The sequence below is a fragment of the Streptomyces sp. NK15101 genome (assembly GCF_020400725.1).
Classification (GTDB): Bacteria; Actinomycetota; Actinomycetes; order Streptomycetales; family Streptomycetaceae; genus Streptomyces.
In genome coordinates this window covers 36,998-62,792 of record NZ_JAINVG010000002.1, presented here as the reverse complement: position 1 = coordinate 62,792, position 25,795 = coordinate 36,998, and the positions used below count along the sequence as shown (strand labels likewise).

At 75.2% G+C, this 25,795-nt stretch carries 21 protein-coding genes and 1 pseudogene; 11 read left to right on the top strand and 11 right to left on the bottom strand.

The annotated features are described in order from the left end of the window. Window positions 1-11 precede the first annotated feature (11 nt). Window positions 12-521, top strand: coding sequence for a SigE family RNA polymerase sigma factor (locus tag K7G60_RS01430; RefSeq protein WP_225798910.1), 510 nt, complete (start codon window positions 12-14; stop codon window positions 519-521). Window positions 522-599: 78 nt separating this feature from the next. After that, window positions 600-1,892 (top strand): hypothetical protein, encoded by a 1,293-nt coding sequence (locus tag K7G60_RS01425; RefSeq protein WP_225798909.1) that lies wholly within the window; start codon window positions 600-602, stop codon window positions 1,890-1,892. Window positions 1,893-1,959: 67 nt separating this feature from the next. On the opposite strand, the gene K7G60_RS01420 is transcribed toward K7G60_RS01425, so the two are convergent. Next, window positions 1,960-3,651 carry a bifunctional 3'-5' exonuclease/DNA polymerase gene (locus tag K7G60_RS01420; protein ID WP_225798908.1) on the bottom strand — a complete coding sequence of 564 codons (1,692 nt, stop codon included), beginning with the start codon at window positions 3,649-3,651 and terminating at the stop codon, window positions 1,960-1,962. A gap of 287 nt (window positions 3,652-3,938) precedes the next feature. Then, the gene (locus K7G60_RS39100) at window positions 3,939-5,183 is read right to left on the bottom strand and encodes a LuxR C-terminal-related transcriptional regulator (RefSeq protein WP_308079901.1); all 1,245 of its coding nucleotides are present in this window, start codon (window positions 5,181-5,183) and stop codon (window positions 3,939-3,941) included. A gap of 142 nt (window positions 5,184-5,325) precedes the next feature. Between K7G60_RS39100 and K7G60_RS01410 the strand changes: the two genes are divergently transcribed. Both K7G60_RS01410 and K7G60_RS01405 read left to right on the top strand, forming a co-directional pair. Beyond that, a complete protein-coding gene (locus K7G60_RS01410; protein WP_225798907.1) occupies window positions 5,326-6,252 on the top strand; it encodes an NADP-dependent oxidoreductase in 927 nt (308 codons plus the stop codon). 22 nt (window positions 6,253-6,274) lie between these two features. After that, on the top strand, window positions 6,275-6,847 hold the full coding sequence (locus K7G60_RS01405; protein ID WP_225799020.1) for a GNAT family N-acetyltransferase: 573 nt from the start codon (window positions 6,275-6,277) through the stop codon (window positions 6,845-6,847). 549 nt (window positions 6,848-7,396) lie between these two features. On the opposite strand, the gene K7G60_RS01400 is transcribed toward K7G60_RS01405, so the two are convergent. From K7G60_RS01400 to K7G60_RS01380, 5 genes and pseudogenes are all read right to left on the bottom strand, one after another. Continuing rightward, window positions 7,397-9,496, bottom strand: coding sequence for an FtsX-like permease family protein (locus K7G60_RS01400; protein WP_225798906.1), 2,100 nt, complete (start codon window positions 9,494-9,496; stop codon window positions 7,397-7,399). Window positions 9,497-9,528: 32 nt separating this feature from the next. Continuing rightward, window positions 9,529-9,675: pseudogene (locus K7G60_RS01395) on the bottom strand (protocatechuate 3,4-dioxygenase subunit alpha); the annotation flags it as partial. Beyond that, complete coding sequence (pcaH, locus tag K7G60_RS01390; RefSeq protein WP_225798905.1) at window positions 9,672-10,424, bottom strand: protocatechuate 3,4-dioxygenase subunit beta; 753 nt, start codon at window positions 10,422-10,424, stop codon at window positions 9,672-9,674. The pseudogene K7G60_RS01395 and the gene pcaH, both read right to left, overlap by 4 nt. After that, window positions 10,421-11,062: a CoA transferase subunit B gene (locus K7G60_RS01385; RefSeq protein WP_225798904.1), complete on the bottom strand. Its 642-nt coding sequence runs from the start codon at window positions 11,060-11,062 to the stop codon at window positions 10,421-10,423. Before K7G60_RS01385 ends, pcaH begins: the two co-directional genes overlap by 4 nt. After that, window positions 11,059-11,817 (bottom strand): CoA transferase subunit A, encoded by a 759-nt coding sequence (locus K7G60_RS01380; RefSeq protein ID WP_225798903.1) that lies wholly within the window; start codon window positions 11,815-11,817, stop codon window positions 11,059-11,061. Before K7G60_RS01380 ends, K7G60_RS01385 begins: the two co-directional genes overlap by 4 nt. A 179-nt stretch (window positions 11,818-11,996) precedes the next feature. Here K7G60_RS01380 and K7G60_RS01375 point away from each other — a divergent pair, with 179 nt between their 5' ends. Beyond that, a complete protein-coding gene (locus K7G60_RS01375) occupies window positions 11,997-13,778 on the top strand; it encodes an IclR family transcriptional regulator C-terminal domain-containing protein (protein ID WP_225798902.1) in 1,782 nt (593 codons plus the stop codon). 93 nt (window positions 13,779-13,871) lie between these two features. On the opposite strand, the gene K7G60_RS01370 is transcribed toward K7G60_RS01375, so the two are convergent. Together K7G60_RS01370 and K7G60_RS01365 are read right to left on the bottom strand one after the other, a co-directional pair. Next, entirely contained in the window at window positions 13,872-15,110 is a 1,239-nt protein-coding gene (locus tag K7G60_RS01370; RefSeq protein ID WP_225798901.1) for a pyroglutamyl peptidase, read from the bottom strand. A 181-nt stretch (window positions 15,111-15,291) separates the two neighbouring features. Continuing rightward, complete coding sequence (locus K7G60_RS01365; protein WP_225798900.1) at window positions 15,292-15,996, bottom strand: TetR/AcrR family transcriptional regulator; 705 nt, start codon at window positions 15,994-15,996, stop codon at window positions 15,292-15,294. A gap of 92 nt (window positions 15,997-16,088) precedes the next feature. Between K7G60_RS01365 and K7G60_RS01360 the strand changes: the two genes are divergently transcribed. Continuing rightward, window positions 16,089-17,723, top strand: coding sequence for an amidohydrolase (locus K7G60_RS01360; protein ID WP_225798899.1), 1,635 nt, complete (start codon window positions 16,089-16,091; stop codon window positions 17,721-17,723). A gap of 6 nt (window positions 17,724-17,729) precedes the next feature. Here K7G60_RS01360 and K7G60_RS01355 read toward each other — a convergent pair whose 3' ends face one another. After that, on the bottom strand, window positions 17,730-18,788 hold the full coding sequence (locus tag K7G60_RS01355; protein ID WP_225798898.1) for a LacI family DNA-binding transcriptional regulator: 1,059 nt from the start codon (window positions 18,786-18,788) through the stop codon (window positions 17,730-17,732). A 142-nt stretch (window positions 18,789-18,930) separates the two neighbouring features. Here K7G60_RS01355 and K7G60_RS01350 point away from each other — a divergent pair, with 142 nt between their 5' ends. From K7G60_RS01350 to K7G60_RS01330, 5 genes are read left to right on the top strand one after another with little or no spacing between them, the layout of a single operon-like run. Then, the gene (locus K7G60_RS01350; protein ID WP_225798897.1) at window positions 18,931-20,568 is read left to right on the top strand and encodes an ABC transporter substrate-binding protein; all 1,638 of its coding nucleotides are present in this window, start codon (window positions 18,931-18,933) and stop codon (window positions 20,566-20,568) included. Beyond that, window positions 20,565-21,518, top strand: coding sequence for an ABC transporter permease (locus K7G60_RS01345; RefSeq protein ID WP_225798896.1), 954 nt, complete (start codon window positions 20,565-20,567; stop codon window positions 21,516-21,518). Before K7G60_RS01350 ends, K7G60_RS01345 begins: the two co-directional genes overlap by 4 nt. Beyond that, on the top strand, window positions 21,515-22,384 hold the full coding sequence (locus K7G60_RS01340) for an ABC transporter permease (RefSeq protein WP_225798895.1): 870 nt from the start codon (window positions 21,515-21,517) through the stop codon (window positions 22,382-22,384). Before K7G60_RS01345 ends, K7G60_RS01340 begins: the two co-directional genes overlap by 4 nt. Window positions 22,385-22,389: 5 nt before the next feature. Beyond that, window positions 22,390-23,373, top strand: coding sequence for an ABC transporter ATP-binding protein (locus K7G60_RS01335; protein ID WP_225798894.1), 984 nt, complete (start codon window positions 22,390-22,392; stop codon window positions 23,371-23,373). A 5-nt stretch (window positions 23,374-23,378) separates the two neighbouring features. Beyond that, window positions 23,379-24,161, top strand: a complete 783-nt coding sequence (locus tag K7G60_RS01330) for an ABC transporter ATP-binding protein (protein ID WP_225799019.1) — start codon at window positions 23,379-23,381, stop codon at window positions 24,159-24,161. Window positions 24,162-24,239: 78 nt separating this feature from the next. On the opposite strand, the gene K7G60_RS01325 is transcribed toward K7G60_RS01330, so the two are convergent. Further along, a complete protein-coding gene (locus K7G60_RS01325) occupies window positions 24,240-25,739 on the bottom strand; it encodes a dienelactone hydrolase family protein (protein ID WP_225798893.1) in 1,500 nt (499 codons plus the stop codon). Between the last annotated feature and the right edge of the window lie 56 nt (window positions 25,740-25,795).

Here is a 25,795-nt window from a genome sequence, read left to right as displayed (position 1 = left end):
AAAGGAGGGGCATGAGAAAGTCCCGCGCGGACGAGTTCCAGGAGTTCGCCTCCGCACGCACGGGTCACCTGTTCCGCTCGGCATGCCTGCTGACCAGCGGCGACACGCATCTCGCCGAAGACCTCACCCAGGAGACGCTCGGCCGGATGTACGCCCTCTGGGGCCGCATGACCCGGATCGGGAACCCCGCCGCGTACGCCCAGACCGTGCTCGTCCGCACGTTCCTCAGCCACCAGCGGCGCCGCTCGGCCACCGAGCGCCCCCTCGGGGAGCTGCCCGACCGCGCCCCCGAGCACGGCGAGGACCCGGCGCTGCGAATCGCGCTGCTCGACGCGCTGGCCGCGCTCGCGCCGAAGGACCGGGCGGTCGTGGTGCTGCGCTACTGGGAGGACCGCAGCATCGAGGAGACCGCCGAATCCCTGCACGTCAGCTCCGCCGCGGTACGCACCCGCTCGGTGCGCGCGCTCGCGAAGCTGCGGGAACGGCTCGGCGGCAGCATCGCCGAATTCGCCACCCGCTGAACACGACACGGCACAGCTCTCGGTACTTCCCACCCACGGAGTGCTTCCCATCCACTGACCGGAGACGGTGATCTCGGCATGCCCCAGAACGAAGGACCCCAGCACGACGGAGCCCCGCACGAGCGCTTCGAGGAGGAGCTCGGCGCGCTCCTGCGCAGCACCGGTGACGGTTTCGGCGCCGACGACCGGCGCGAGCTGGTCGCGGGCGGGCTCCGGCGCGGCCGCCGCCGCCTGGTGCGCCGCCGCCTCGCGGTGACCGGCGGCGTCGTCGCGCTCGCCGCCGTCGGCATCGGCGGCGTGTACGGCGGCTCGCTGCTCGGCCCCGCCGGGCAGGCGACGACGGCCTCCGTGGCGGCGCCCCCGCAGCCCGGCCGGACCGGCGGCACCGGCAAGGAACCCCCCCAGGCACAGATCCCGGTGAAGGACATCGCCGCCGTCCTCAAGGCCCACACCCCGGCCGGGCAGTGGCAGTTCGACGACCTGGACGGCAAGGGCCAGTCCGTCACCGGCGTCTACGACGACGGCCACGGCAAGGCGGGCGTCAGCGTCGGCCTCTACCGGGCCGGCGGGACCGCCGAGTCCGGCACGGGTCAGGTCACGTGCCCCGACAAGACCCTCGTCCCCTTCGACTCCTGCACCAGCGAGCGGCTGCCCGGCGGCGGCCGGCTCATGGTCCTCCAGGGGTACGTGTACCCCGACAAGCGCGAGGAGACCAAGAACTGGCGGGCGGTCCTGCTCACCAAGGACGGGATCCTGATCGACGCGAGCGAGTACAACGCGACCGCCGAGAAGGGCTCCCCGATCAGCCGGGAGAACCCGCCCTTCAGCCCCGCCCAGCTGAAGGCCCTCGTCACGGCCGAGGCCTGGCGGCCGCTGACCGACCGGCTGCCCCGGTTCCCGAAGCAGCCCGGCAAGGGCGAGGACCGGTTGCCCGCCGTGCCGAGCGCGGCCGCCGTCCAGGCCACCCTGCGCTCCCTCCTGCCCGCCGGCGTCACCGTGAAGTCCCACGGCGGCGGGGACGGCCACGGCTACGTCGTCATCGACGACGGCAAGGGCGCGAGCCTCGTCGGCGTCGACGTCCAGCCCATCCGCGACAAGGCCGTCGCCGAGCTCTTCACCGGAGCCGGCGTCGTCACCCTGCCCGACGGCACCAAGGTCAGGTCCACCCAGCAGCCCGGTGAGAAGGGCGGTGCCGGGGTCGTCTGGTGGAGCGTCGACACCCTGACCCCGAAGGGCTTCCGGGTCGCCGTCTCCGCCTTCAACTCGGGCGCGCAGCACGAGGCCGCCACGCGCGCCGAGCCCGCGCTGACGATGGAGCAGCTGAAGGCGATCGCGCTGAGCCCGAAGTGGCAGAAGCTGCCGCTGAAGTAGGAAGGCCGGGACGGGCACCGGCGGTGGTACGGGGCCGGGGGGCCGCACCACCGCCGTCCCGTCCGGCCTACTTCGCGTCCGCGTACCGCTCGACCGTCGCCGTCGTGAACGGGAACCGGACCGGCGTCTCCCCGAACGCGATCCGCCCGGCCTCGTCCCCGGCCGCCCGGATCGCCTCCGTCACCGCCCCCGCCTCCTCGGCCGGACAGTGCACGATCACCTCGTCGTGCTGGAAGAACACCAGCTCCGCCCGCATCCCGGAGAGCGAGCGCCGCAGTGCCGCCAGCATCAGCAGCGCCCAGTCGGCGGCACTGCCCTGCACGACGAAGTTACGGGTGAACCGGCCGCGCGCCCGCGCGTTCCCCGAGGCGTACCCGGGGACGAACTCGCCGCCCTCCCGCTCCGGTTCGCCGGCGTCCTGCGGGAGCCCGGCCTCCTCGTCGTCGCCCGAGCCGACCGCCCGCGGGCTGGTCCGGCCCAGCCAGGTCCGCACGAGCCGACCCTCCTCACCCGCCTTCGCCGCCTCGTCGACATAGGCCACCGCGCGCGGGAAACGGCGCCGCAGCGCCGCCAGGTTCTTCAGGCCGTCGCCGCTCGTCTGCCCGTAGATCGCGCCGAGCAGCGCGATCTTGGCGTGGTCGCGGTCACCGGAGAAGGCGCGGTCGGAGAGCCGGGTGTAGAGGTCGTCGGGGTACCCCGCGACCTCCATCAGCCCCGGGTCGCGGGAGATCGCGGCCAGGACGCGCGGCTCCATCTGGTCGGCGTCGGCCACCACGAGCCGCCAGCCCTCGTCGGCGACCACCGCCCGCCGGATCACCTTCGGGATCTGCAGGGCCCCGCCGCCGTTCGTCGTCCAGCGTCCGCTGACCGTGCCGCCCGGCAGGTACTCCGGCCGGAAGCGGCCGTCCCGCACCCAGTCGGCCAGCCACGACCAGCCGTGCGCCGTCCAGATCCGGTACAGCTTCTTGTACGCCAGGAGGGGCTCCACCGCCGGGTGGTCCAGCTCGGCGAGCTCCCAGCGGCGCGTGGACCTGATCCGGATCCCGGCCTGCGCGAAGGCCTTGACCACGTCCGCCGGCAGATCCGGCCGGACGCGGCGGCCGAACGCCGCCGACACCTCGTCCGCGAGCTCCGCCAGGCGGCGCGGCTCGCCCCCGCCCGCGTACCGCTCGCCGAGCAGCTCGCCCAGCAGCTCCCGGTGCACGTCCGCCCGCCACGGCAGCCCGGCCCGGTGCATCTCGGCGGCCACCAGCATCCCCGCCGACTCGGCGGCGGTGAGCAGCCGCATCCGACCGGGGTGCTCGGCCCGATCATGACGGCGCAGCTGCTCCGCGTAGACCGCGAGGAGGCCGTCGAAGGGCACGGAGACGTTGGGGCGCGGCTCGAAGAGCGAGTCCTGCGAACCGGGCTCGGCGGCGCGCTGCGGCGGATCGGGCGGTACGGGGGCGTTGCGCAGGCGCGCCCAGGCGGCCGCCGCGGAGCGCGGCTCGCCGAGCCGGCCCTCGTGGCCCAGGAGGAGCTGCTCGGCGTCCTCGACGTCGTAGCACCGCTCGACGCGGACGCCGGCGGCGAGGAGCCGCGGATAGACCTCGGCCGTCGACCGCCACACCCAGCGGGCCACCTCGGGCCGTGTCCGCACGGCCGCCACCAGGTCCGGCTCGCGCCGCACCGGGCCGGCGGGCAGCCCGTCCTGCCCGAGGGGCACGAGCAGTGCTCCGTCCCCTTCGGCCTCGGCGGCCAGCGCCCACCTCTCGCTCATGCGCGCGAGTCTGACACCCCCCACTGACAACCCCCCGCAAACGGGACCGACGCCCCCGCCGCGTGCGGCCCGCGCCCGGCGGGACGGGTGGGCACACGGGACGGCGCCCTTCAGCGGCGCCTCCGCGTTCCGTGCCTGGACCCGCACCAGGTGTGAGCTGTGCACGGGGTGCGGGTTCAGGCCCAGGAGCCTCGGGCGCCGGCAAGGGCGCCGTTCCGTTGTGCCCACCCGTTCCGCCCCGGCGGAACGCCTGCCCACAACGGGGTGGGCGGCTCGTGGCGGGTGGGTCAGGCCGCCGCGTGGAAGAGGGCCGCCGCCTCGCCCCGCGAGTCGACCCCCAGCTTGTTCAGGATGTTCGCGACGTGGAACTTCACCGTCGACTCACTGATGTGCAGCTCCTCCGCGATGCGCCGGTTCCGGTGCCCGAGCGCCAGGTGCCGCAGCACCTCCACCTCCCGCCCGCCGAGCCCGGTCAGCGGGTGGGCCGCCTCGACCGGGGCCTCCGGGGTCGCCAGCGGGATCACCGCCGTGATCGTCGTGCCCCAGCCGGGGACCGCGTCCATGTCGAGCCGCCCGCCGAGCACGTCGAGCCGGTCCCGGATCGTTCCGGCGCCCAGGTCGCAGGGGGCGAGCGCGCCGGCGCCGTCGTCCCGCACCGAGGCCCGCAGCTCGTGCTCGGTGAGCTGCCAGCCGACGTGGACGCGCTGGACGGAGTCCTGTTCCAGGACGATCAGGAGCAGGGACCGGACGATGGCCCGCGCGCTGTGGGCGACGTCCGCCGCGAGCGAGCGCGTCGAGTCGGGCGCGCCCAGTTCGAGCCGGACCCTGCTGTGCCGGAGCATCGGCCGGAGCTCGCCGGCGAGCCGCTCGAAGGCTTCCTGCGCGGGTTCCTCCGCGAGCGCCCGGTCCCGCCGCTGTTCGGCCCGCATCTCGATCAGCGCGGAGGCGGCCAGGTCGGTGGCGGTGGCCCGGGCGGTCCTGTCGTCGAGGGCCCGGCTGCGCAGCACCCCGAGGACGCCGGAGAGCGCGGCCGCGTGCGCGCCGGTGAGTTCGGCGATGACCCGGGCCCGGGTGTCGGCGGCGGCCCGTGAGCGGGCGAGCGCGCCCGGCACGGCCTCGGTCGCGAAGCGGTCGAAGTGTCCGGTGACCAGGTCCCACAGCGCCTGGGCGACGGTGAGCGCGGCCGCGTCGGCGGGGGCGGCGCCGTCCTCCCGTACGAGCACGAGGACCGCCCCGCGCCGGGTCGCGTGACTGGTGACGGCGACGATCTCGCGCTCGCGGCCGCCGATGGTCGCGCGCCCCTGCCAGGGGGCGCCGGGGACGCCGGTCGCGAGCAGCGGGGTCAGTTCGGCGGCGGTCATCAGTTCCGTACCGCCGAGCGCCTTGAAGGGGGAGTGGGCGCAGTGGGTGGAGAGTTCGGCCGCGTCGACGTGCGGGACGAGCGGGGCGAGGGCGGCCGAGACCTTGGGGAGGACCTCCCCGAGCGGCTGCCGGATGATCTCGTACGCGGTGGTCAGCGTGGACGCGTCCATGCGGTTCAGCCTAGTGCGGGGCGGTCAGGTGACGGCCCGTCTTTCGGCCAGGTGCGACTGGCCGTTGGGCGGGCGGGGACGGGGTGCCCGGCGGCGCAGTCTTGGGGCGTCGAAGACCGAACGGGCAGCAGTGGAGGCTGAGATGGAAGCGATCGTGTACGAGGAGTTCGGCGGCCCCGAGGTGCTGCGCCACGAGACCGGCGTCGCCGTGCCGGAGCCGGGCCCCGGCGAGGTCCGGGTGAAGGTGGCGGCGGCCGGGCTCAACCCGGTGGACTGGAAGCGGCGTCGCGGCTGGGTCGAGGCGTTCTATCCGACCACCTTCCCCGCCGTCCCCGGCCTGGAGTTCGCCGGCACCGTCGACGCGCTCGGCGAGGGCGTCAGCGGGCTGGCCGTCGGCGACGAGGTCCTCGGCTGGACGAAGACCGGCGCCTACGCCGAGTACGCCATCGCCGGCACCGTCGCCCCCAAGCCCGCCGGGCTCTCCTGGGAGGCCGCCGCGAGTCTGCCGGTGGCCGGCGAGACCGCCCAGCGCGTCCTGGACCTGCTCCGGGTGCGGGAGGGCGAGACGCTGTTCCTGCACGGCGCGGCCGGCGTCGTCGGCTCGGTGGCCGTCCAGCTCGCGGTCGCGGCCGGGATCACGGTGATCGGCAGCGCATCGGAGGCCAACCACGCCTACCTGCGCGAACTCGGCGCGATCCCCGTCACGTACGGGGACGGCCTGGCCGACCGGGTCCGCGCCGCCGCCCCGCAGGGCGTCGACGCCGTCTTCGACGCGGCCGGGCACGGCGTGCTGCCGGTCGCCGTCGAGCTGCTGGGCGGCGGCGACGCGGCGAAGGAGCGGATCGTGACGATCGCGGCGACGGACGCGGAGGAGCACGGCATCGTCTTCTCCGGCGTCACGGGCGACCCGGACGACGTACGGCGCGGGCTCACCGCCCAGGCCCGCCTGGCGGCGGAGGGCGCGCTCAGGGTCCGCCTGGCCGAGACGCTGCCGCTGAAGGAGGCGGCCCGTGCCCAGGAATCGAGCGAGTCGGGTCATGTACAGGGCAAGATCGTCCTGATCCCGTAGTGGTGCGAGGAAGGCGATGCCGATGTACGCGATGTCCCTGGGCGACGACGGCGCGGAGCTGCGCCCGCTCGAACCGTGGCAGGCCGGGGAGTTCCTCGCGCACATGGACCGGGGACGGGAGTTCATCGGCGCGCGCAACGGCCTCCCCGACGTGGTGACGGACCTGGAGTCGAGCCGGGCGTTCCTCCGGCTGTACGCGGAGAAGGCGGCGACCGACACGGGCCGGATCCACGGCATCTGGTTCGACGGCACGCTCGTCGGCGCGGTGATCCTCCGGAAGCTCGACGTCGAGAACTCCTGTGCCGAGGCCGGCTGCTGGCTGGAGCCGGCGGGCACCGGGAAGGGGCTGGTGACCCGGGCGGCGCGAGCGCTCATCGACTGGGCGATCCGGGTGCGGGGCGTCCACCGGGTGGAGTGGGTGGTGTCCTCCGACAACGAGCCGAGCGTCGCGGTGGCGCGGCGGCTGGGCATGACGCGGGACGGGGTCCTGAGGGAGAGCCACCCGTACCGGGGGGCCCGGCACGACGAGGAGATCTGGTCGGTCCTCGCCCCGGACTGGCACCCCTGGCCGCCCCCGGCGCCCCGCCCGTTGTAGGCAGCCGTTCCGCCGGGGCGGTGCCCACCCCTCGCGCCCCCGTTGTGGGCGGTCGTTCCGCCGGGGCGGTGCCCACCCGTGCCCCCGTTGTGGGCAGTCGTTCCGTTGGGGCGGAACGGGTGGGCACAACGGAACGGCGCCCCTTGCCGGCGCCCGAGGCTCATGTGCCTGAACCCGCACCCCGTGCACAGCTCCCCGGTGGTGCGGGTCCGGGCGCGGAAGGCGGAGGCCCCGCTGAAGGGCGCCGTCCCGTGTGCCCGCCCTCCCCCAAGCTCTCGGCTCCGCTCGAGCAGGGGGCCCCCTTGCCCCCGCGGGACGACTGCCCACACGGCAGGTGGGCCGGGGCACCGCCCCGCCGGGCGCGGCCCGCACGGCGTCCGAGGTGTCCGTCCGCCCGCACGGGGGTGGGGCGGGTGGGCACCGGCCCGCCGGGCGTGGGCTCCAGGCGGCGGGTGGCGGGGGCGCCGCCCCGCAGGTGGTGTCCGGGCGGGGCAGGGCGGTGACCCGGCTCCGACCCCGGTCACCGCCCCGTCGTCCCACCATGGCCGCTCAGCGCGTGAGGCGCCACGCGGGAAGCGCCGCCGCGCCGACCGCGACCGTCGCGCAGGTGCCCGCCGCCGCGCCGACCACCGTCCACGGCAGGGCCAGGGCCACGGGCGCCGAGAGGGCCGCGAGGCCCGCTCCCAGGGCGCCCAGGACGACCGCCGTCACCACCAGGCCGAGCGCCGCGCCGATGGCGACGGCGAGCGCCGCCTCGCCCGTCACGACCCGCAGGATCTGGCTGCGGGTGGCCCCGGCGAGCCGCAGCGAGGCCAGTTCCCCGCCCCGTACCGAGGTCGCCATCAGCAGGGTGTTGGCGAGGCCGATCACCGTGTAGGCGAGGGCGATGCCGAGGACCAGGATCATGCCGAGCCGGTTCTGCGGGCTGCCGCCCGCCGTGCGCGGCGGGGCCGTGCGGACGGTCCCGCCGCTCGCCTCCAGGGCCCGGACCGTCGCCGCCCCGCCCCCGCGCGCGTCGATGCGGTCGAGGGCGGCGCCCGGCGCGTTCGCCCGGGTGACGTAGGGGCCGTTGTCGCCGGTGCCGAGCGCGAGGACGGCCGCCACCCGGAGCCGTACCGGTCCGCTCCCGTCCGCCCGCCACACGTCCACCGTCTCGCCGACCCGGTGCCGCTCGAACTCCTCGTTGACGACGATCGACCGGTCGTCCAGGTCCCGCAGGTCCCCGGCGACCACCGGCAGCCGGGCGAGCTCCGCGAACGCGGCCGGGTCGGCGACCGCCCGCGCCCCGTACTTCACGACGGCCTCGGCCCCGTCCCGTACGAAGACGGAGGTCGCCCCGGTGGGGGACACCACGGCCCCGGGCGGTGCCGCCACCGGCCTCAAGTCCTCGCCCCCCGCCACGTACTGAGCGGCCGTCTGCTGCCGCGACTCCGCCTCCTTCGCGCGCGTGACGCTCGTCGCCGAGCCGAACAGCGTCCCGGCGAGCGCCACGGTCACGAGGACGGGCGCGGCGACGGCGGCGGTGCGGCGGACGGCGGCCGCGCTGTTCTCCCGCACGAGCGTCCCCACCGCGCCGCGTGACCGCAGCAGCCGGGCCGCCGGCCGGACGAGGAGCGGGGAGAGCAGGGCGACGCCGGTGATCAGGAGCATCGGGAGGGTCGTGTACGTCTTCCGCTTGAGCAGCGCGGACGGCTCGGCGGCGCAGGTCTGGACGAGGAGCCCGAGTCCGGCCAGGAGCAGGAGCGTGCCGAGGACGGCCCGGCCGAGGGGCAGGGCGTCGGCGTCGACGTCCGCTTCGCGCAGCGCGGCCGTCGGGCCGACCTTCCCGGCCCGCCGGGACGCGGCGACGGCCCCGGTGAGGGCGACGGTCACGCCGGTCCAGAAGGCCGCGTGGAAGGGCCAGGAGGCTCCGCCGGTCGTGAACCACGCGGGCGCGAGGCCGCCGTCGACCAGGGTCCGGGCGAGGAGGGGCGCGCCGAGGGCGCCGAGCGCGCACCCGGCGGCGGAGGCGAGCACGCCGAGCGCCGCCGCCTCGGCGAGGAGGAGCCGCCGGATCTGGCCGGGGGTGGCCCCCGCGGTCCGGAGGAGTCCGAATTCGCGCCGCCGCAGCGCGACGGCGAAGGCGAAGGTGGAGGCGACGACGAAGACGGAGACGAAGGCGGTGACGCCGCCGGAGGTGCCGAGGAGGGCGTTGAGGGCGACGAGCGCGCGGGCGTCCCGCTCGGGGTCGGGGTCGGCCAGCCCGCGCTCGCTCCCGGTGAGGACCCGGGCGCGGTCGCCGACGAGCGCCCGGACCTCGGCGGCGGGGGCGTCGACGCCGACGGCGTCGGGACCGCCGGAGGTGGTGACGGTCCAGCGGGCGCGGAGTTCGCGGAGCACTTCTCCGTCCACAGCTTGTGGACGGTCGAGCCGCCGCTCCACGGACACGGTGTCGGGCCCGCGCCGCACGTCGAGTGTCAGCCGGTCCCGGCCCTGGACGACGACGGGGGAGGACGCGAACCGCTGGGGGGAACGTTCGGGCGCGTGAAAGGTGGCGGAGAGGCCGAGCCCCATGGTGGCGAGCAGCCCGACACCGAGCGCGAGCGCGACGAACCCGCCGAGGAAGGAGGCCCAGCGGACGCGGAGCCCGGAGAGGACGACGGTCAGCACGACGGCCCCCCGACCGGGGCGCCGGCACCGGCCGGGCGGCCGTGACCGTGGACGGTGAGGGTGTCCGGGTGCCCGGCGGGGGCGAGGTCGGGGCCGCCGGGGAAGGGCAGCGCGTAGCCGTAGAAGGGGCCGACGGTCTGGGCGGGGGTCGGGAGCGCGGTGCTGGGCGTGCCGGTCATCGGCCTTCCTCGATCCAGGTCGCGGCGGGCCCGTCGAGGACGATGTCCCAGCGGTAGCCGAGGGCGTGTTCGGGGGTGGTGAGGTCGTGGTCGTAGGCGGCGACGAGCCGGGCGCGGGCGGCGTCGTCGGTGACCGACTGGAGGATCGGGTCGTAGGCGAAGAGCGGGTCGCCGGGGAAGTACATCTGGGTGACGAGCCGCTGGGTGAAGGCGCTGCCGAAGAGGGAGAAGTGGATGTGCGCGGGGCGCCAGGCGTTGGTGTGGTTGCGCCAGGGGTAGGCGCCGGGACGGATCGTGGTGAAGCGGTACGTGCCCCGGTCGTCCGTCAGGCAGCGGCCGGCGCCGGTGAAGTGGGGGTCGAGCGGGGCCGGGTGCTGGTCGAGCCGGTGGGCGTAGCGTCCGGCGGCGTTGGCCTGCCAGACCTCGACGAGCTGGCCGCGGACGGGACGGCCGGCCCGGTCGAGGACGCGCCCGGTGACGGTGATCCGCTCGCCGAGGGGTTCGCCGGTGCCGCCGCGGGTGAGGTCGGCGTCGAGGGCGGTGACGTCGGTGGCTCCGAAGACCGGTCCGGAGAGTTCGACGGCCTCGGGGTCGCGCACGGCGACCAGCGGCTGCCGGGGGTGGCGCAGCGCGCTGCTGCGGTAGGGCGGGTAGTCGCGGGCGGGGTGGTGCCGGGTCTCGCCGGCGCGGAGGTACTCCTCGCGCCGGGCGTCGATCTCCTTCGAGACGTCCTGCTGGGTCGGGATCATGCTGCGGTTTCCACCTTCACGGGGGCCGCCGTCAGGCGGACGATGTCCTGGGGGGTGACGCCGGGGGCGGTCTCGACGAGCCGGAGTCCGTCCTCGGTGACGTCGAGGACGCCGAGGTCGGTGATGATCCGGTCGACGCAGGTGCGGCCGGTGAGCGGCAGGGAGCACTCCTCGACGAGCTTGGGGGTGCCGTCCTTGGCGGTGTGCTCCGTGAGGACGATGACCCGGCGGGCTCCGTGGACGAGGTCCATGGCGCCGCCCATGCCCTTGACCATGCGGCCGGGGATCGTCCAGTTGGCGAGGTCGCCGCGGGCGGAGACCTGCATGGCGCCGAGGATCGCCGTGTCGATGTGGCCGCCGCGGATCATGCCGAAGGAGAGCGCGGAGTCGAAGAACGCGGCGCCGGGCAGGACGGTGACCGTCTCCTTGCCCGCGTTGATCAGGTCGGGGTCGACCTCGTCCTCGTACGGGTAGGGGCCGGTGCCGAGGAGCCCGTTCTCGGAGTGGAGGACGACGTCGACGCCGTCGGGGAGGAAGTTCGGCACGCGGGTGGGCAGTCCGATGCCGAGGTTGACGTACGAACCGTCCGTCAGCTCGCGGGCGGCACGGGCCGCCATCTCGTCCCTGGTCCAGCTCATCGGGTGCGTACCGTCCTTCGTTCGATGCCCTTGTCGGCGGCCTGGGCGGGGGTGAGGGCCAGCACCCGCTGGACGAAGACGCCCGGTAGGTGGACCTGGTCGGGGTCGAGGCCGCCGGGTTCGACGAGCTCTTCCACCTCGGCGATGGTGATGCGGCCGGCCATGGCGGCGAGCGGGTTGAAGTTGCGGGCGGCGCGGGCGAAGACGAGGTTGCCGTGCCGGTCGCCGCGGGCCGCGCGGACGAGCGCGAAGTCGGTGGTGATGCCGTGCTCGAGGACGTACGGACGTCCGTCGTACTCGCGGACCTCCTTGGGCGGGGAGGCGACGGCGACCGTGCCGTCGGCCGCGTACCGCCAGGGCAGTCCGCCCTCGCCGACCTGGGTTCCGGTCCCGGCGGGGGTGAAGAAGGCGGGGATGCCGCAGCCGCCGGCGCGGAGCCGTTCGGCCAGGGTGCCCTGGGGGGTGAGTTCCAGTTCGAGCTCGCCGCCGAGGTAGCGGCGGGCGAACTCCTTGTTGTCACCGATGTAGGAGCCGGTGACGCGGCTGATGCGGCCGGCCGCGAGGAGGACGCCCAGGCCTCCGCCGTCGACGCCGCAGTTGTTGGAGACGACGGAGAGGTCCCCGGGGCCGTGGGCGTGCAGGGCGCGGATGAGCACGTCCGGTACGCCGCTCAGTCCGAAGCCTCCGACGGCGAGCGAGGCGCCGTCCTCGATGTCCGCCACCGCTTCGGCGGCACTGGCGACCACTTTGTCCATGTAACGACCCGTTTCACTCGGGATTGACGCTGCGCGTGTTCGCCTGCTGAACTTGAGTTCAGAATTTTGGCGGGGGTGAGTGTCCATCCGCGCCACGGGCCATGTCAACGGCGCGGGTACGGTTTCCCCGCGCCGTCTCCCGGTGCCGCTCCACCCACCACCCACGAGGAGTCCGGACGATGCCGCAGCCGATCGAGGCCCCGGACGCACCCGACCGGCCGGCCGCGGCCGACGGAGGGGGCGCACCCGCCGGACCGGCCGCGGCCGAGGCACAGGGCGCGCCCGGCGTATCGACCGCCCCCGAAGCGCCGGGCGCACCCGACGAGCTGGTCGGGCCGCTCGAACGCGGGCTCGCCGTGCTCCGCGTCATGGCCGCGGGCCCCGAGGTCCGGCACCGCCCCGGCGACCTCGCCCGGACGACCGGGCTCGCCCGCTCCACCGTCGACCGGGTCGCGACGACCCTCGTCCGCCTCGGCGTCCTCAGGGCCGAGGGCCGCGACCTGCTGCTCGCGCCCGGAGCCGCCGAGCTCGGCAACGCCTATCTGGCCTCCTGCGGACTGCCGGAGCTCCTCGGACCGCATGCCGTCGCCCTCGCCGACGCGCTCGACGAGTCGGTGTCCGTGGCCGTCCCGGACGGCGACGGCGTCCGCTTCCTCGCCCAGGCCACCCGCCGCCGGGCGATGGCGATCTCCTTCCGGACCGGGGACCTCCTGCCGGCCGAACGCTGCGCGCCCGGCGCCCTGTTCGCCGCGGCCTGGGACGCGGCGGACCTCGACCGGTGGCGGGACCGGCGCGCGAAGGACCCCCTGGACGCCGGCTTCCCCTCCGTGCCGCCGCGGCCGGCCGGGACGGCCCCCGCCCCCGAGGAGGTCGAGGCGGAGTTCCTCGACCGGGTGCGGGAGGCCCGCGAGTCCGGACTCGCCGTGGACGACCAGCTGATCGAGCCGGGTCTGCTCGCCGTCGCGCTGCCGGTGCGGGGACCGGACGGCACGGCGGTCTGCGCGGTCAGCGTCGTCAGCCACACCAGCCGGCACAGCGCCGCGTCCCTCGCGGCGCAGGCCCTGCCGCCGCTCCGCCGCGCGGTCACGGCGATGGAGGCCGCGCTGGCGGCGGCACCCGCCCCCGCCGAACCGGCGCCCGCGCCGACGGCTTCGGCGCCCACGCTCAAGGAAGAGCTCGGCTCGGGCTTCCTCCAGTCGCTCGCGCGCGGCCTCGACGTCCTGCGCGCCTTCGGTTCCGTCCGGGGGCCCGTCCGGCTCGCCGAACTCGCCCGGCTGACCGGGCTGCCCCGCGCGACCGCCCGCCGGTCGCTGATCACCCTGCGCCATCTGGGATACGTACGGGAGGAGCCGGACGGTTTCCTCGTCCTCCCCCGGGTCCTGGAGCTCGGCTACGCCCGGCTCTCCGGCCTGACCCTGCCGGAGATCGCCACCCCGCACCTCGTCGCCCTCGTGCTGCGGATCCACGAGTCGGCGTCCGTCGCCGTGCTCGACGGGGACGACATCCGGTACGTCGCCCGGGTCGCCGGCACCCGCATCATGCACATCGACATCACGGTGGGCACCCGGCTCCCCGCGTACGCGACCTCCATGGGCCGCGTCCTGCTCGGGGCGCTGCCCGCGGCGGAGCGCGCCGCGCGGCTCGGCCGGATCACGCCGGAGGCGCTCACCCCGCGCACGGTGACGACCCACGAGGGGCTCGACGAGGCCGTGGCGGCGACCGCGGCACGCGGCTACGGGTGGGTGGAGCAGGAGTTGGAGGAGGGGCTCCGCTCGCTGGCGGTGGCGGTCACGGACGGTGCGGGCCGGGCGGTCGCCGCGGTCAACGTGGCCCTGCACGCGGGCCGGGCCACCCCGGAGGAGAGCCTCGCCGCCCTGCTGCCGCCGCTGCGCGAGACGGCCGCGCTGATCAGCGCGGACCTGGCCGCGGTGGGCCGCTTCTCCCCGGTCACGACGGGCTGACGGGCCGACGGGCGCGCCGCCCCACGGGCTCCCGGCGGCGGCGCGCCCCCTCCGCCCGCGGGACGAAGGGGGCGCCGACGGTCGCGCGAAGCGCTACCGCGACCCGGCGGCCACGGCGACGATCGCCCGCACCTGGGCGATGATGTCGAGCCGGTTCCGTACGAACTCGGCGTCGGTGACCGTGCCCGTCGCCGGGTCGGTGTTGCCCGGGCCGAACTGGAGGACCGGCGTGTGCACATGGCCGCCGGGCAGGTCCGCCAGGCCGAGGCGGTCGCGCAGCAGGGTGGCCCGGTAGGCGATCTCGTTGGACAGGTAGTTCCCGCCGCCGCCCGCCCGGGCCGCGGAGCCGGGCGTCGGCCCGTCGGGGCGGACCACGGGCGTGACCGCCCCGGCCGGCAGCTCGGTCACCGAGGTGTTGTCGTAGACCGGGAAACGGCCGGTGGACGCCGCCGTGATCGCCGCGTGCGGAAGGGTCGTCGACGTCCACTGCGGCTGCGTGGCCGGGTCGGCGACGGGCACGGTCCCGGTGCGCGACAGGTTCTCGTTGTCGGGGAAGCCGCCGCGCCAGGCCCCGTTGGTCCGCTCGATGTCGAAGCGGCCGGGCCGGCCCTGGCTCACCGTGGTGAAGAGGTCCACCTCCGGCAGGTGCGGGCGCAGCGTCCGCTCGACCGTTCCGTCGGCGAAGTCCTGCCAGCGGACGGGGAAGACGGCCGTCTCGACCCGGGCGAGGGAGCCGTCGGAGGTCCGCAGCCAGGTGCCGTCCAGGGCGAGCGCCGCGGCCCCGGACGGGTTGCTGATCCGGGTGTCCCGGTCGAGCGTGAACGGGTCGAAGCCGGTCAGCAGGATCCGCTTCACGCCCTTCCCGGCCGGGTGGCGGATCGAGTCCTGGCCGCGCGAGGAGCGTTCGAGCCGGTCGAGCAGCCGGGTCCGGCCCTCCTCGGTGATCGTGAAACCCGGCTGCCAGGAGCGGAGTTCGCGGGTGAGCGCGAGGCGCGACCAGTACAGCGGCCGGTCGTCGTCCCGCGAAAGGGTGCCGCCCGCGTCGCCCCGGCCCTGCGCCCGGTCCACGGCCCGTCGCCAGAGCCCCGATCCGTAACGGCCGACCGTCCTCTCGGCCGCGGCGAAGGAGTCGGAGGCGGCGAGGGCCTCGGCGAACTCCGGTGCCAGGGAGTCGAATCCGCTGCTCCGCAGGATCTCCCGGGGTGCGGCCCGGTCGAGCCGGGCCTCCTCGACGGAGACGGCGGCCGTCCCGGCCGCCGGGGCGGGCGGGGTCGCCAGGGCCAGGGAGGCGGCGGCGAGGGGGAGGGCGAGTGCGCTGCGTATGGAGAGCACGTGGGTCCTTTCGCGCGGACGTGTCGCTTCGTCAGAAGTCTCTCCGCACAAGGCGACTCGCGCCACGGTGCCCTCACCGGTCCCGCATCCGGTCCGCGCCGCGGAGCCCCCGCGAGCCCCGCATCCGGTCCGCGCCGCGGCGCCCCCCCCCAGGCCCTTCCCCCGGTCTCAGGACCTCGGGTCAACCGTCCGCCGGACGCAGCGCCGCCACCGCCCCGAGCAGGAGTTCCAGGGCGAACGGGTAGCCGCTGTCGCGCATGTCGGCGGCGAGCAGGGGGAAGGTCGCGGCGATGTTCGGATGGGTGTCGGGCGACAGCCTGCCGTAGACCGCGTGCCAGACCTCCGCCTCCTTCTCCCGGGCGGCGGGCGGCAGGGCGAGCGCGGCGGCGTCCTGGGCCGCGAAGGCGAGGGCCTGGTCGACGAAGGCGTGGTAGATCCGCACGGCGAGGGCGTCCGGGAAGCCGGCCGAGCGCAGGACGCCGAGGATCCGCTCGACGGCCCGGGTCTCGTACGGCCGGCCGGTGGTGCGGTGGGCCGCGAGGGCCGCCGCCTGCGGGTAGGCCTGGTAGCAGCCGTGGATGCGGAGGCCCAGCTCACGCAGGTCCGTTCGCCAGTCGCCGGTGGCCGTCCAGCCTTCCTGCGCGCGGCCGATGATCTCGTCCGCCACGGCGAGGAGCAGGGCGTCCGTGTTCCGGAAGTAGCGGTACAGGGCCGTGGGGTCGGCGCCGAGCGCGGCGCCCAGCCTCCGTACCGAGAGGGCTTCCGCGCCGTGCTGCGCGATCAGGCGCAGCGCGGTCTCGACGATGAGCCGCTCCGAGAGGACGGCGCCCTGCTTGGTGGGGCGGCGGCGCTGCCGCCTGCTTTCGGGGACCACGCGTTCGGACATGGCCGGACCTTACGTCAACACCATTGACGTGTAAACGGCCCGCCCGCTTGCATGGCGCCCATCCAACCGACACCACCTGTTCTGGAGCGCCCATGACCACGGCCGATCTGGTCTTCACCCGCGGGCCCGTCTTCACGGCCGACCCGGCCCGCACCCGGGCGACCTCGCTCGCCGTCGTCGGCGAGCGGATCGCGGCGGTCGGCCACGACGAGGTGCGGGACCTCGTCGGGCCCGGCACGGAGGTCGTGGACCTGACGGGGAAGCTGCTGCTGCCCGGGTTCCAGGACGCCCACGTCCACGCCGTCTCCGGCGGCAAGGAGCTGGCCGAGTGCGACCTCACCGGCACGGTCGGCGTCGCCGACTACCTGGAGCGGATCCGGGAGTACGCCGACGCCCGTCCGGAGCACGCCTGGATCACCGGCGGCGGCTGGTCGATGGAGAGCTTCGAGGGCGGACTGCCCACCCGGCAGCTGCTCGACTCCGTCGTCCCCGACCGGCCGGTCCTGCTGTCGAACCGGGACCACCACGGCGCCTGGGCCAACTCCCGCGCCCTCGAACTCGCGGGACTCACCGCCGCCACTCCCGATCCGGCCGACGGACGGATCGAGCGGGAGGCGGACGGCTCCCCCAGCGGCATGCTCCAGGAGGGCGCGATCGGGCTCGTGGCCGGGCTGGTGCCGCCGACGACCGCCGAGGAGCGTCTCGCCGGCCTGCTGCGCGCCCAGAAGCTGCTGCACTCGCTCGGCATCACGGCCTGGCAGGACGCGCTGCTCGGCTCCTTCGGCGGCATGACCGACCCGTCGGAGGCGTATCTGACGGCCGCCGGCGACGGTTCGCTGACCGCCCGGGTGACCGGGGCGCTCTGGTGGGACCGGGAGCGGGGCTCCGAGCAGATACCCGAACTGGTCGCCCGTCGCGAGAAGTTCACCCTCGGCCGGTTCCGCGCCGGCTCCGTGAAGATCATGCAGGACGGCATCGCGGAGAACTTCACCGCCGCCATGACCGCCCCGTACCTGGACGGCTGCGGCTGCGCCACCGCCAACAGCGGGTTGAGCTTCGTCGATCCCGGGGCGCTGCGCGGGTACGTGACCGAGCTCGACGCCCTCGACTTCCAGGTCCACTTCCACGCCCTGGGCGACCGGGCCGTGCGCGAGGCCCTGGACGCGCTGGAGGCCGCGATCGCCGCGAACGGGCGGCGCGGCAACCGCCATCACCTCGCGCACCTCCAGGTCGTCCACCCCGACGACCTGGCCCGGTTCGCGCGGCTCGGCGCCATCGCCAACATCCAGCCGCTGTGGGCGGCGCACGAGCCGCAGATGGACGAGCTGACGATTCCCTTCCTGGGTCCCGAACGCGCCGCCTGGCAGTACCCGTTCGGCGATCTGGTGCGGGCCGGGGCCACCCTCGCCGCCGGCAGCGACTGGCCGGTCAGCAGCCCGGACCCGATCGCGGGCATCCACGTCGCCGTGAACCGCCGCGACCCCGAGGCCGCCGACGGCCGGGTCTTCTACCCCGAGCAGCGCCTCGACCTCACCACGGCGCTCGCCGCCTACACGGCGGGCACCGCGCACGTGAACGGCCTCGACGACACCGGCAGCCTGCGCCCCGGCCACCTCGCCGACCTGGTCGTCCTGGACCGGGACATCCTCACCGGGCCGCCGGAGGAGATCGCCGAGGCCCGGGTGGAGCGGACCTACGTCGGCGGACGGTTGGTGCACGCGGTCTGACCGGACCTACGAAGAAGGCCTGACCGATGAGGCCCGCACGTCGAGGCGCGTCTCCACGAGCGTCCCGGTGGGCTCCCGGCGGCCGTGCTCCAGGACCGCGACGAGGTGCTCGACGCCGGCCTCCGCGATCGCCTCGGGCCGCAGGCTCAGGGTGGTCACCGGCGGGTCGGTGAGCAGGGCCGTGGCGTCCTCGCTGACCAGGACGACCAGCAGGTCGTCCGGGACCGCGTACCCGTGGCGGCGCGCCGCCTCCAGAACGAGGGGCGGACTCGCCTCCGCGACCACGAGCAGGGCGTCGGGGCGCTCCCGCCCGTCGGCGGTCAGCGCGGCCTCGACGCCGCGCACGACCGGCGCGTCGCCGGGTTCCCCGACCCGCACCACCCGCTCCGGCAGGCCGTGGGCGGCGCACCACTCGCGGTGTGCGGCGTACACCTCGGCGTGGAAGCGGGTGGTGCTGTCCGGCACCACCACGACCGGCCGCCTGGCCCCCTGTTCGTGGAGGTGGTCGAGGGCCACGCGGACGGCGCCGGCCGCGTCGACGTCCACCCAGTAGGCGCCCGGGAGCCCCTCGACGGAGCGGTCCGTGAAGACGGGGATGCCGGCCGCCAGGAGGCCTTCGACGACCGGGTCGTCGGCGACGGGGTCGGCGACGACCACCGCGTCGAGGGACAGGTCGGCCCACTCGCTCTGCAGGGAGCCGGCGGGCAGCAGCACCACGGCGTAGCCGCGGCGCAGCGCGGTGGCCGCGGTGACGCCGGTCAGCCGGGCGAAGTACGGCGACTCGAGAAAGGTGGCCCAGGGAGTGGCGGCGAACTCGCCGACCACGTATCCGATCAACCGGGCCCGTCCCGCGCGCAGATGGCGTGCGGTGGCGTTGGGCCGGTAGCCCATTCTGCGCGCGGTCTCGCGGGCCTTCTCCCGCACCTCGGGGGAGAGCCTGCCGGTGCCGTTGAGCGCCGCGGAGACGGTCGTCTTGGACAGGCCCGCCTCGCGGGCGACATCGACGAGGCGGACGCGCGGGGTGGGCGGCGAGGGCTGCCCGCCGTGCCGTGAAGCTTCGGTCATGGGGGTGATGCTGCCACCCCCGTGACCCTTGCAAAACCGTTCCCGCAAAGTCGGGTGAAGGTCTTGTGCGGGAACGTTCCCGCACCAATACTCGCTCCATCCCCCCGAGCCCGTCACTACACCCGTAAAGGGGTGGGTCCCCATGCGCATGCCCAGAGCCATCGCGCTTCTCGCCTGTACCGCCGCGCTCGCGGCCACCACCGGCGCCTGTTCCGGCGCCACGACCCCGCCCGCGGCCGACGGCGGCACGAACTTCGAGGTCAGCCCCACCTCGCCGCCCGCGCAGGGCCCGCTGGACTCCTTCACCTGGTCCCTGTACGCCGAGCCGTACACCCTCGACTACGCCCTCGCGTACGACTACCCGCCGAACACCGTCCTCGCCAACGTGTGCGAGCAGCTGCTGCGGGTCACCCCCGACATGAAGATCGTGCCCGGCCTCGCCGTGAAGTGGTCGCGGCCCGACCCGCGCACCCTCGTCTACACCCTGCGTCCCGGGGTGAAGTTCCACGACGGCACCACCATGACCGCCGACGACGTCGTCGCCTCCCTCGAGCGTCAGATGGACCCGGAGACCGGGTCCCCCTGGGGCTCCTCCTTCAAGACCGTCGACGCCGTCGAGAAGACCGGTCCGCTGGAGGTGACGATCCGCCTCGGCAAGGAGGACGTCCTCTTCTCCGAGCTGATGGCCGCCTCCCCCGGCACCGTCGTCAGCGCCGCCTCGCTGGCGGAGGAGGGCAAGGACTACGGCACCCCCCAGGGCAAGCTGAACTGCACCGGTCCTTACGCCCTCGACAGCTGGGCCCAGGGCGACAGCATCACCCTCAAGAAGCACGCCGCCTACTGGGACAAGTCGCTCACGCCCAAGTCCGAGAAGGTGAAGTTCACCTTCGTCGAAGACGCCGCGGCCCGCTCCAACGCCCTCCTGTCCGGCACGGCGGACGGCGGCTACATGGTCCCGTCCACCTCCTTCGCCCAGCTGAGGGCCGGCGGCAAGGGTTCGCTCCTCTTCGGCCCCAACACCGGCGCCGCGAACCTCGCGGTCCTCGACTTCCACGGCGTGCTCGGGAACCTCAAGGTCCGCAGGGCCCTGTCGATGGCACTCGACCGGAAGAACATCGTCAAGGCCGCGGCCGGCGGCGTCGGCGTCCCCGCCAAGGCCCCCGCCGCGCGCGGCGCCTGGGCGCTGGCCCCGGAGAAGACGGCGCAGCTCTACGACACGCTGCCCGAGCCCGTGTACGACGCCGAGGCGGCGAAGAAGCTCGTGCAGGAGGCGCACGCGAGCGGCCGGACGCTCACCCTCGCCACCAGCACCCTCGCGCCCGAGATCAGCGTCGTCGCGAACGCCGTCCAGGCGGCGGGCCGTCAGATCGGCCTGAACGTCGTGCTGAAGCCGGTCTCGCCCGACGCGTACAGCAGCATCTTCGTCGACCCGGACTCGCGCGAGGGCCTCGACCTCGTCATCACCAACGGCTACGACAACACGCCCGACCCGCTGGAGTTCTACCAGTACCTGCGCACCGGCGACTTCGGGAACTACGGCCGCTGGTCGAACGCCGAGTTCGACGTCGCCTTCGACAAGGCGAACTCCGAGCCCGACCCGGCCAAGCGCGCCGAACTCACGGCGAAGCTCCAGAAGATCGCGCTCGACGAGCTGCCCGTCATCCCCGTGTACGAGGCGCCCTACTCGGTCTTCCTCGGCAAGCGGATCACCGGTGCCCCGACCGGCATCGCCCAGCTCTACTACCCGTGGGCCGCGACGATCGGGGCCGCGAAGCGATGACGCGCTACCTCGTCGGACGGCTCCTCGGCCTGGCGGCGGTGCTGTTCGTGACCTCCCTCGTGGTCTTCGGCTCCGTCCACCTGGCCCCCGGCGACCCGGTGTCGTTCCTGCTGCACGGCCGCCCCGCGACCCCCGAGGCCGTGGCGGCCCTGCGGGCGGAGCACCACCTCGACGACCCGCTGGTCACCCAGTACGCGAAGTGGCTCGGCTCCGTGCTGAGCGGCGACTTCGGCCGCTCCGCCCAGTACCACCAGGACGTGGCCCCGCTCATCGGCTCGCGCCTCACCGGCACCGCCCTGCTCGTCGGCTGTGCCGCCGTGCTCGTCGCGGTGCTCGGGGTGACCGCCGGCATCCTCGCCGCCCTGCGCCCCGGCCTGACGGACCGGCTGGTGCTCATCGGCACCGGCGTCGCCACCGCCACGCCCCCGTTCGTGACGGCCATCGCGCTCGTCTCGCTCTTCTCCGTCCGGCTCGGCTGGTTCCCGGGGCCGGGCGGCGGCACCCCGGCGGACCTCTCCGAGCGGCTGTACCAGCTGACGCTGCCGGCCTTCGCCCTGGCGCTGTCCTTCGCGGGGCTCCTCGCCCGGGTGACCCGCTCGGCGATGCTCGACGAACTGGGGCGCGAGCACGTCGAGGTGGCGCGCGCCCGGGGCGTCGCGGGCCGGTCCGTGGTCCGCCGGCACGTGCTGCGGAACGCGCTCGGGCCCGTCGTCACCGTCGGCGGCACGATGCTCGCCGGCCTCCTCGTCAGCACCTCGATCGTCGAGACCGCCTTCGACGTCCCCGGGCTCGGCTCGCTGCTCGTGCAGTCCGTCACCGCCAAGGACTTCGCGGTCGTGCAGGCGGTCACGCTGCTCAGCGTCGCGGCCTTCGTCCTCGTCAACCTCGTCGTCGACCTGCTCGCCCCGCTCATCGACCCCCGTCTCTCCCTCGGGGAAGGCTCCTCATGACCTCCACCACCTCCGCGGTGCCGTACCGCAGGCCCGGGCTGCGCGCCCTGCGCCCGTTCGGTCAGGGACCGCTCTTCGCGGTCTCGGTCGCGGTGCTCGCCGCGCTCGTCCTGGTCGCCCTGCTCGCGCCCGCCCTCGCCCCGTACGATCCCGAGGCGCTCGACCTGTCGGCGAGTCTCGTCGGCACCACCGGCGACCACCTGCTCGGCACGGACCAGTCGGGCCGGGACGTCCTGTCCCGGCTGCTCCACGGCGCCCGCACCGGACTGCTCGGACCGCTGCTCGTCGTCGGCGTGTCCACCCTGCTCGGCACCCTCCTCGGCGTGGTGGCGGCCTGGCGCGGCGGCTGGGTGGACACGGTGCTCTCCCGGTCCATGGACCTCGTCTTCGCGATTCCCGGTCTGCTGCTCGCGATCCTGCTCGTGTCGGTCGTCGGCGAGGGACTCACCGCACCCGTGATCGCCATGTCCGTCGCCTACACCCCGTACGTGGGCCGGCTCGTACGGGGCATCGCGCGGCAGGAGAAGGCCCGGCCGTACATCGAGGCGTACCGGGTGCAGGGCTGGTCCGGCTGGACCGTCTGCGCGCGCCATCTCCTGCCGAACATCGCGCCGACGGTCTTCGCCCAGTCCGCGATGAACTTCGGGTACGCGCTGATGGACCTGGCGGCCCTGTCCTTCCTCGGCTTCGGGGTGCAGCCGCCGGCCGCCGACTGGGGCGCCATGATCAACGAGGGGCAGGCGGCCGTCCTGCAGGGGGCGATGCTGCCGGCCCTCGCGCCCTCCGCGTGCATCGTGCTCGCCGTGGTGGCGTTCGGCATCGTCGGCGAGGGGCTCGCCGACCGGATCGCGAAGCGGGAGCGGTGAACACGATGGGTACGGAGTCGAAAGCGCCGGTCCTGGAGATCGAGGGCCTCGGCGTCCGCCTGGCCGGCGACCGGGCCGCCCGGCCGGTCCTGGACGGGGTGAGCCTGACGGTCCGGGCCGGGGAGACGGTCGGGCTGGTCGGCGAGTCCGGCTCCGGCAAGTCCGTGGCCTGCCGCAGCGTCCTCGGTCTGCTGCCCGCCGGCGCCCGCACCGACGGGGAGGTCCGGGTCGCCGGGCGGAACGTCCTCACGATGAACCGCGCGGAACTGACCGCGCTGCGCGCCCGGCAGGTCTCCATGGTCTTCCAGGACCCGCGCGCCTCCGTCAACCCGCTGCGGCGGGTGGGCGACTTCCTCACCGAGGGACTGCGCGCGGCCGGGACGCCCGCCGCCGAGGCGACCGCCCGCGCCGAGGAACTCCTCGACGCGGTCGGCATCCGCGACCCGCGCGGCGCCCTGCGCCGCCGTCCGCACCAGTTCTCCGGCGGCATGCTCCAGCGGGTCGTCATCGCGGCGGCCCTGGCGAGCGAGCCGGCCCTCCTCGTCGCCGACGAGCCGACCACCGCCCTCGACGTCACCACGCAGGCCGAGGTCGTCTCGATCCTGGCCCGGCTGCGGGCCGAACGGGGCACGGGCATGCTGTTCGTCACCCACGACCTCGAACTGGCCGCCGCCGTCTGCGACCGGGTGTACGTCATGTACGCGGGCCGGATCGTGGAGACCCGGTCGACGGACGAGCTGTTCGACTCGCCGCGCCACCCGTACACGGCGGGCCTGCTGGCCTGCACCCCGCGTCTCGAAGCGGGCGCGCCGGCTCCCCGGCCCATCCCGGGACGGCCCGTCTCCCTCGCGGAGGCGCCGCCCGGCTGCTCCTTCACCGCGCGCTGCGCCCACGCGCTGCCGCGCTGCGCCGAGGAGAAGCCCGTGCTCGTACGCCACGGGGACGGGCTCGCCGCCTGCCACCGCGCCGAAGAAGGGATCACGCTGTGACCGTCGTGTTCGAGGAGGGGCTGGTCGTCGAGGGCCTGCGCAAGCGGTACGGGGACCACGCGGCGGTCGACGGCGTGTCCTTCGCGCTCGCGCCCGGGTCCTGCCTCGCCCTCGTCGGGGAGTCCGGCAGCGGCAAGACGACCACGGTCCGGATGCTCGTGGGCCTGGAGCGCCCGGACGGCGGCACGGTCCGCCTCGACGGCCGGGACCGCTCCACCCGGGCCCGGGGCCGGGCCGAGCGGCTCGCCAGGGCACGCGAGATCCAGATGGTCTTCCAGGACCCGTACCTCTCGCTCGATCCCCGGGTGCCCGTCTCGGGCTGTCTGGACGAGGTGCTGCGCCTCCACACCGGCCTCGACGGGGACGGGCGCCGGGCCCGGGTCGCCGAGCTCCTCGACCAGGTCGGTCTCGGCGCCCGCGAGGCCTCGGCCCTCCCCCGGGGCCTCTCCGGCGGGCAGCGTCAGCGCGTGGCGATCGCGCGCGCCCTCGCCGTGGAGCCCAGGGTGCTCGTCCTCGACGAGGCGGTCGCCGCGCTCGACGTGTCGATCCAGGCGCAGATCCTCGAACTCCTCGGCGCGATCCGCCGCGAGTCGGGCATCGGCTACCTGTTCGTCACCCACGACCTGGCCGTGGTCCGGCACGTCGCGGACGAGGTCCTGGTGCTGAGGTCCGGCCGGGTCGTGGAGACGGGCCCGACCGCACGCGTCCTGGAGGCGCCTGAGCACCCGTACACGCGGCTCCTGCTGGACTCCGTCCCCCGACGCGGGCGGCGGCCGGCGGGACGGTGACGCACGGGCGGGGCTCTCCTCCCGCCCGGAAGGTGACGCGCGGGCCGGGGGCTCCCCCTCCCCCCCGGCCCGCGCGGGTCAGTCCCGCAGGCGGGCGAGGACCGCGCGCACGGAGCGCTCCAGGACCGCTCGGGACTCGTCGGTGGGATCGACCAGTTCGAAGCCGTGGTGGGCGTGCGGTGCGTCGACGACCTCGACGTCGGCCCCGCGCTTCTCGGCGGCGGCGAGGAACCGCTCGACGGTCGCCGCGATGACCTCGTGTTCCAGACCGGCACGGGTCAGGACGACCGGCGGTCCGTCCGCCGTCCCCACGGTGTCCACCGGACGGAAGCGGGATTCGACCGTCTCCCAGCCGGGCAGCGGCGCCAGGGCGGGATAGTTCGCCGCCACGCAGCGCAGCCACGGCGGGGGCGCGGCCAGCCAGTCCGCCGCGAGGAGCCCGCCGGTGGAGAAGAACCAGAGCGCGATCCGGTCCCCGTCGACGCGCGGGTCGGCGCGGACCTGCCCGACGGCGTCGGCGAGGTCCTGGGCGGCCCGCGGGTAGTCGGCGAGGCCGTGGAGCCGGAGGTCCACCGTGACGCCGACGACGCCCGCGCCCGCCGCGTAGCGGCCGTACCCCAGGAAGAACGGCATGTCCCGCGGGGTGGGCCGCCGGTCGGGCTCGACGGGGCCGCCGTGGACGAAGACGACCGCCGGGCGGGGCCCGTCGGCGTCCGGGAGGTGGAGGTCGACCCGTCCGACGCGCTCGCGCGGCCGCTCGGGCACGTCGACGAGGAAGGGCAGGAGGTGGGAGGGCTGTTCGTGGCCGTTCTCGGGAGCCGTCACCCGGTGGCCCTCGCCGGCGGCCGCGCGGAGCAGCACCCCGGCCAGCTCACCGGCCGCGGAGAGCATCGGCCAGTGGCCGGTGGGGAGTTCGAAGAAGCGGAACCGGTCCTCGGTCAGCGCCCGGAACTGGGGCGGGCCCGAGGCCACCGCCATCTCGACCAGGGCGATGCTCTGTCCGTTGGCGGCGCACAGGACGCCGGTGGTCGGCAGGGCGTCCACGGCGCCGGTCAGGCGGAGCGGCTCGGTGAGGGTGCGGGCCGGCTGGGGGGCGGCCTCGCGCTCCAGGCGGGCGAGGGCGTCGGCGGGGATCCCCTCGACGCTGCCCCACCGCGGCCAGGTGCCCGGCGCGGGCGGCGGGACCGCCGCGTCGGGTCGCCCGGAGAGCAGCTCGCGGACTCCGGGGTCGGGTACGGAACGCACGGCGGGCTCGCCGCCCTGCGGGGGTCCCGTGTCCACGGAGACGATCCGGGCGACGCGTCCGGGCCGCCGGTCGGCGGCGCCGAACACCGGGTACAGGCCGTAGCCGTGCCCGACGAGGACCACCTCGGCCGCCGTGATCCCGTCGAGCAGCCGGACGAGCTCCCCGACGTGCGTCTCCAGGCCGGTCTCCGGACCGGCCTCGGCGCGCCGGTCCCCCGTCCCGGTCAGGGTCACCGGATGCGCCTCCGCTCCCGCCTCCCGCAGCCGGGCGGCGGTCTCCTCCCACACCCAGCCACCGGTGAAGGCGTCCGACACCAGCACGAAAGCCGTCATGACCGTCTCCTCGTCACTCCTCGGGGATGTCTCGCGGTCACGCTAGGAACTCCCCC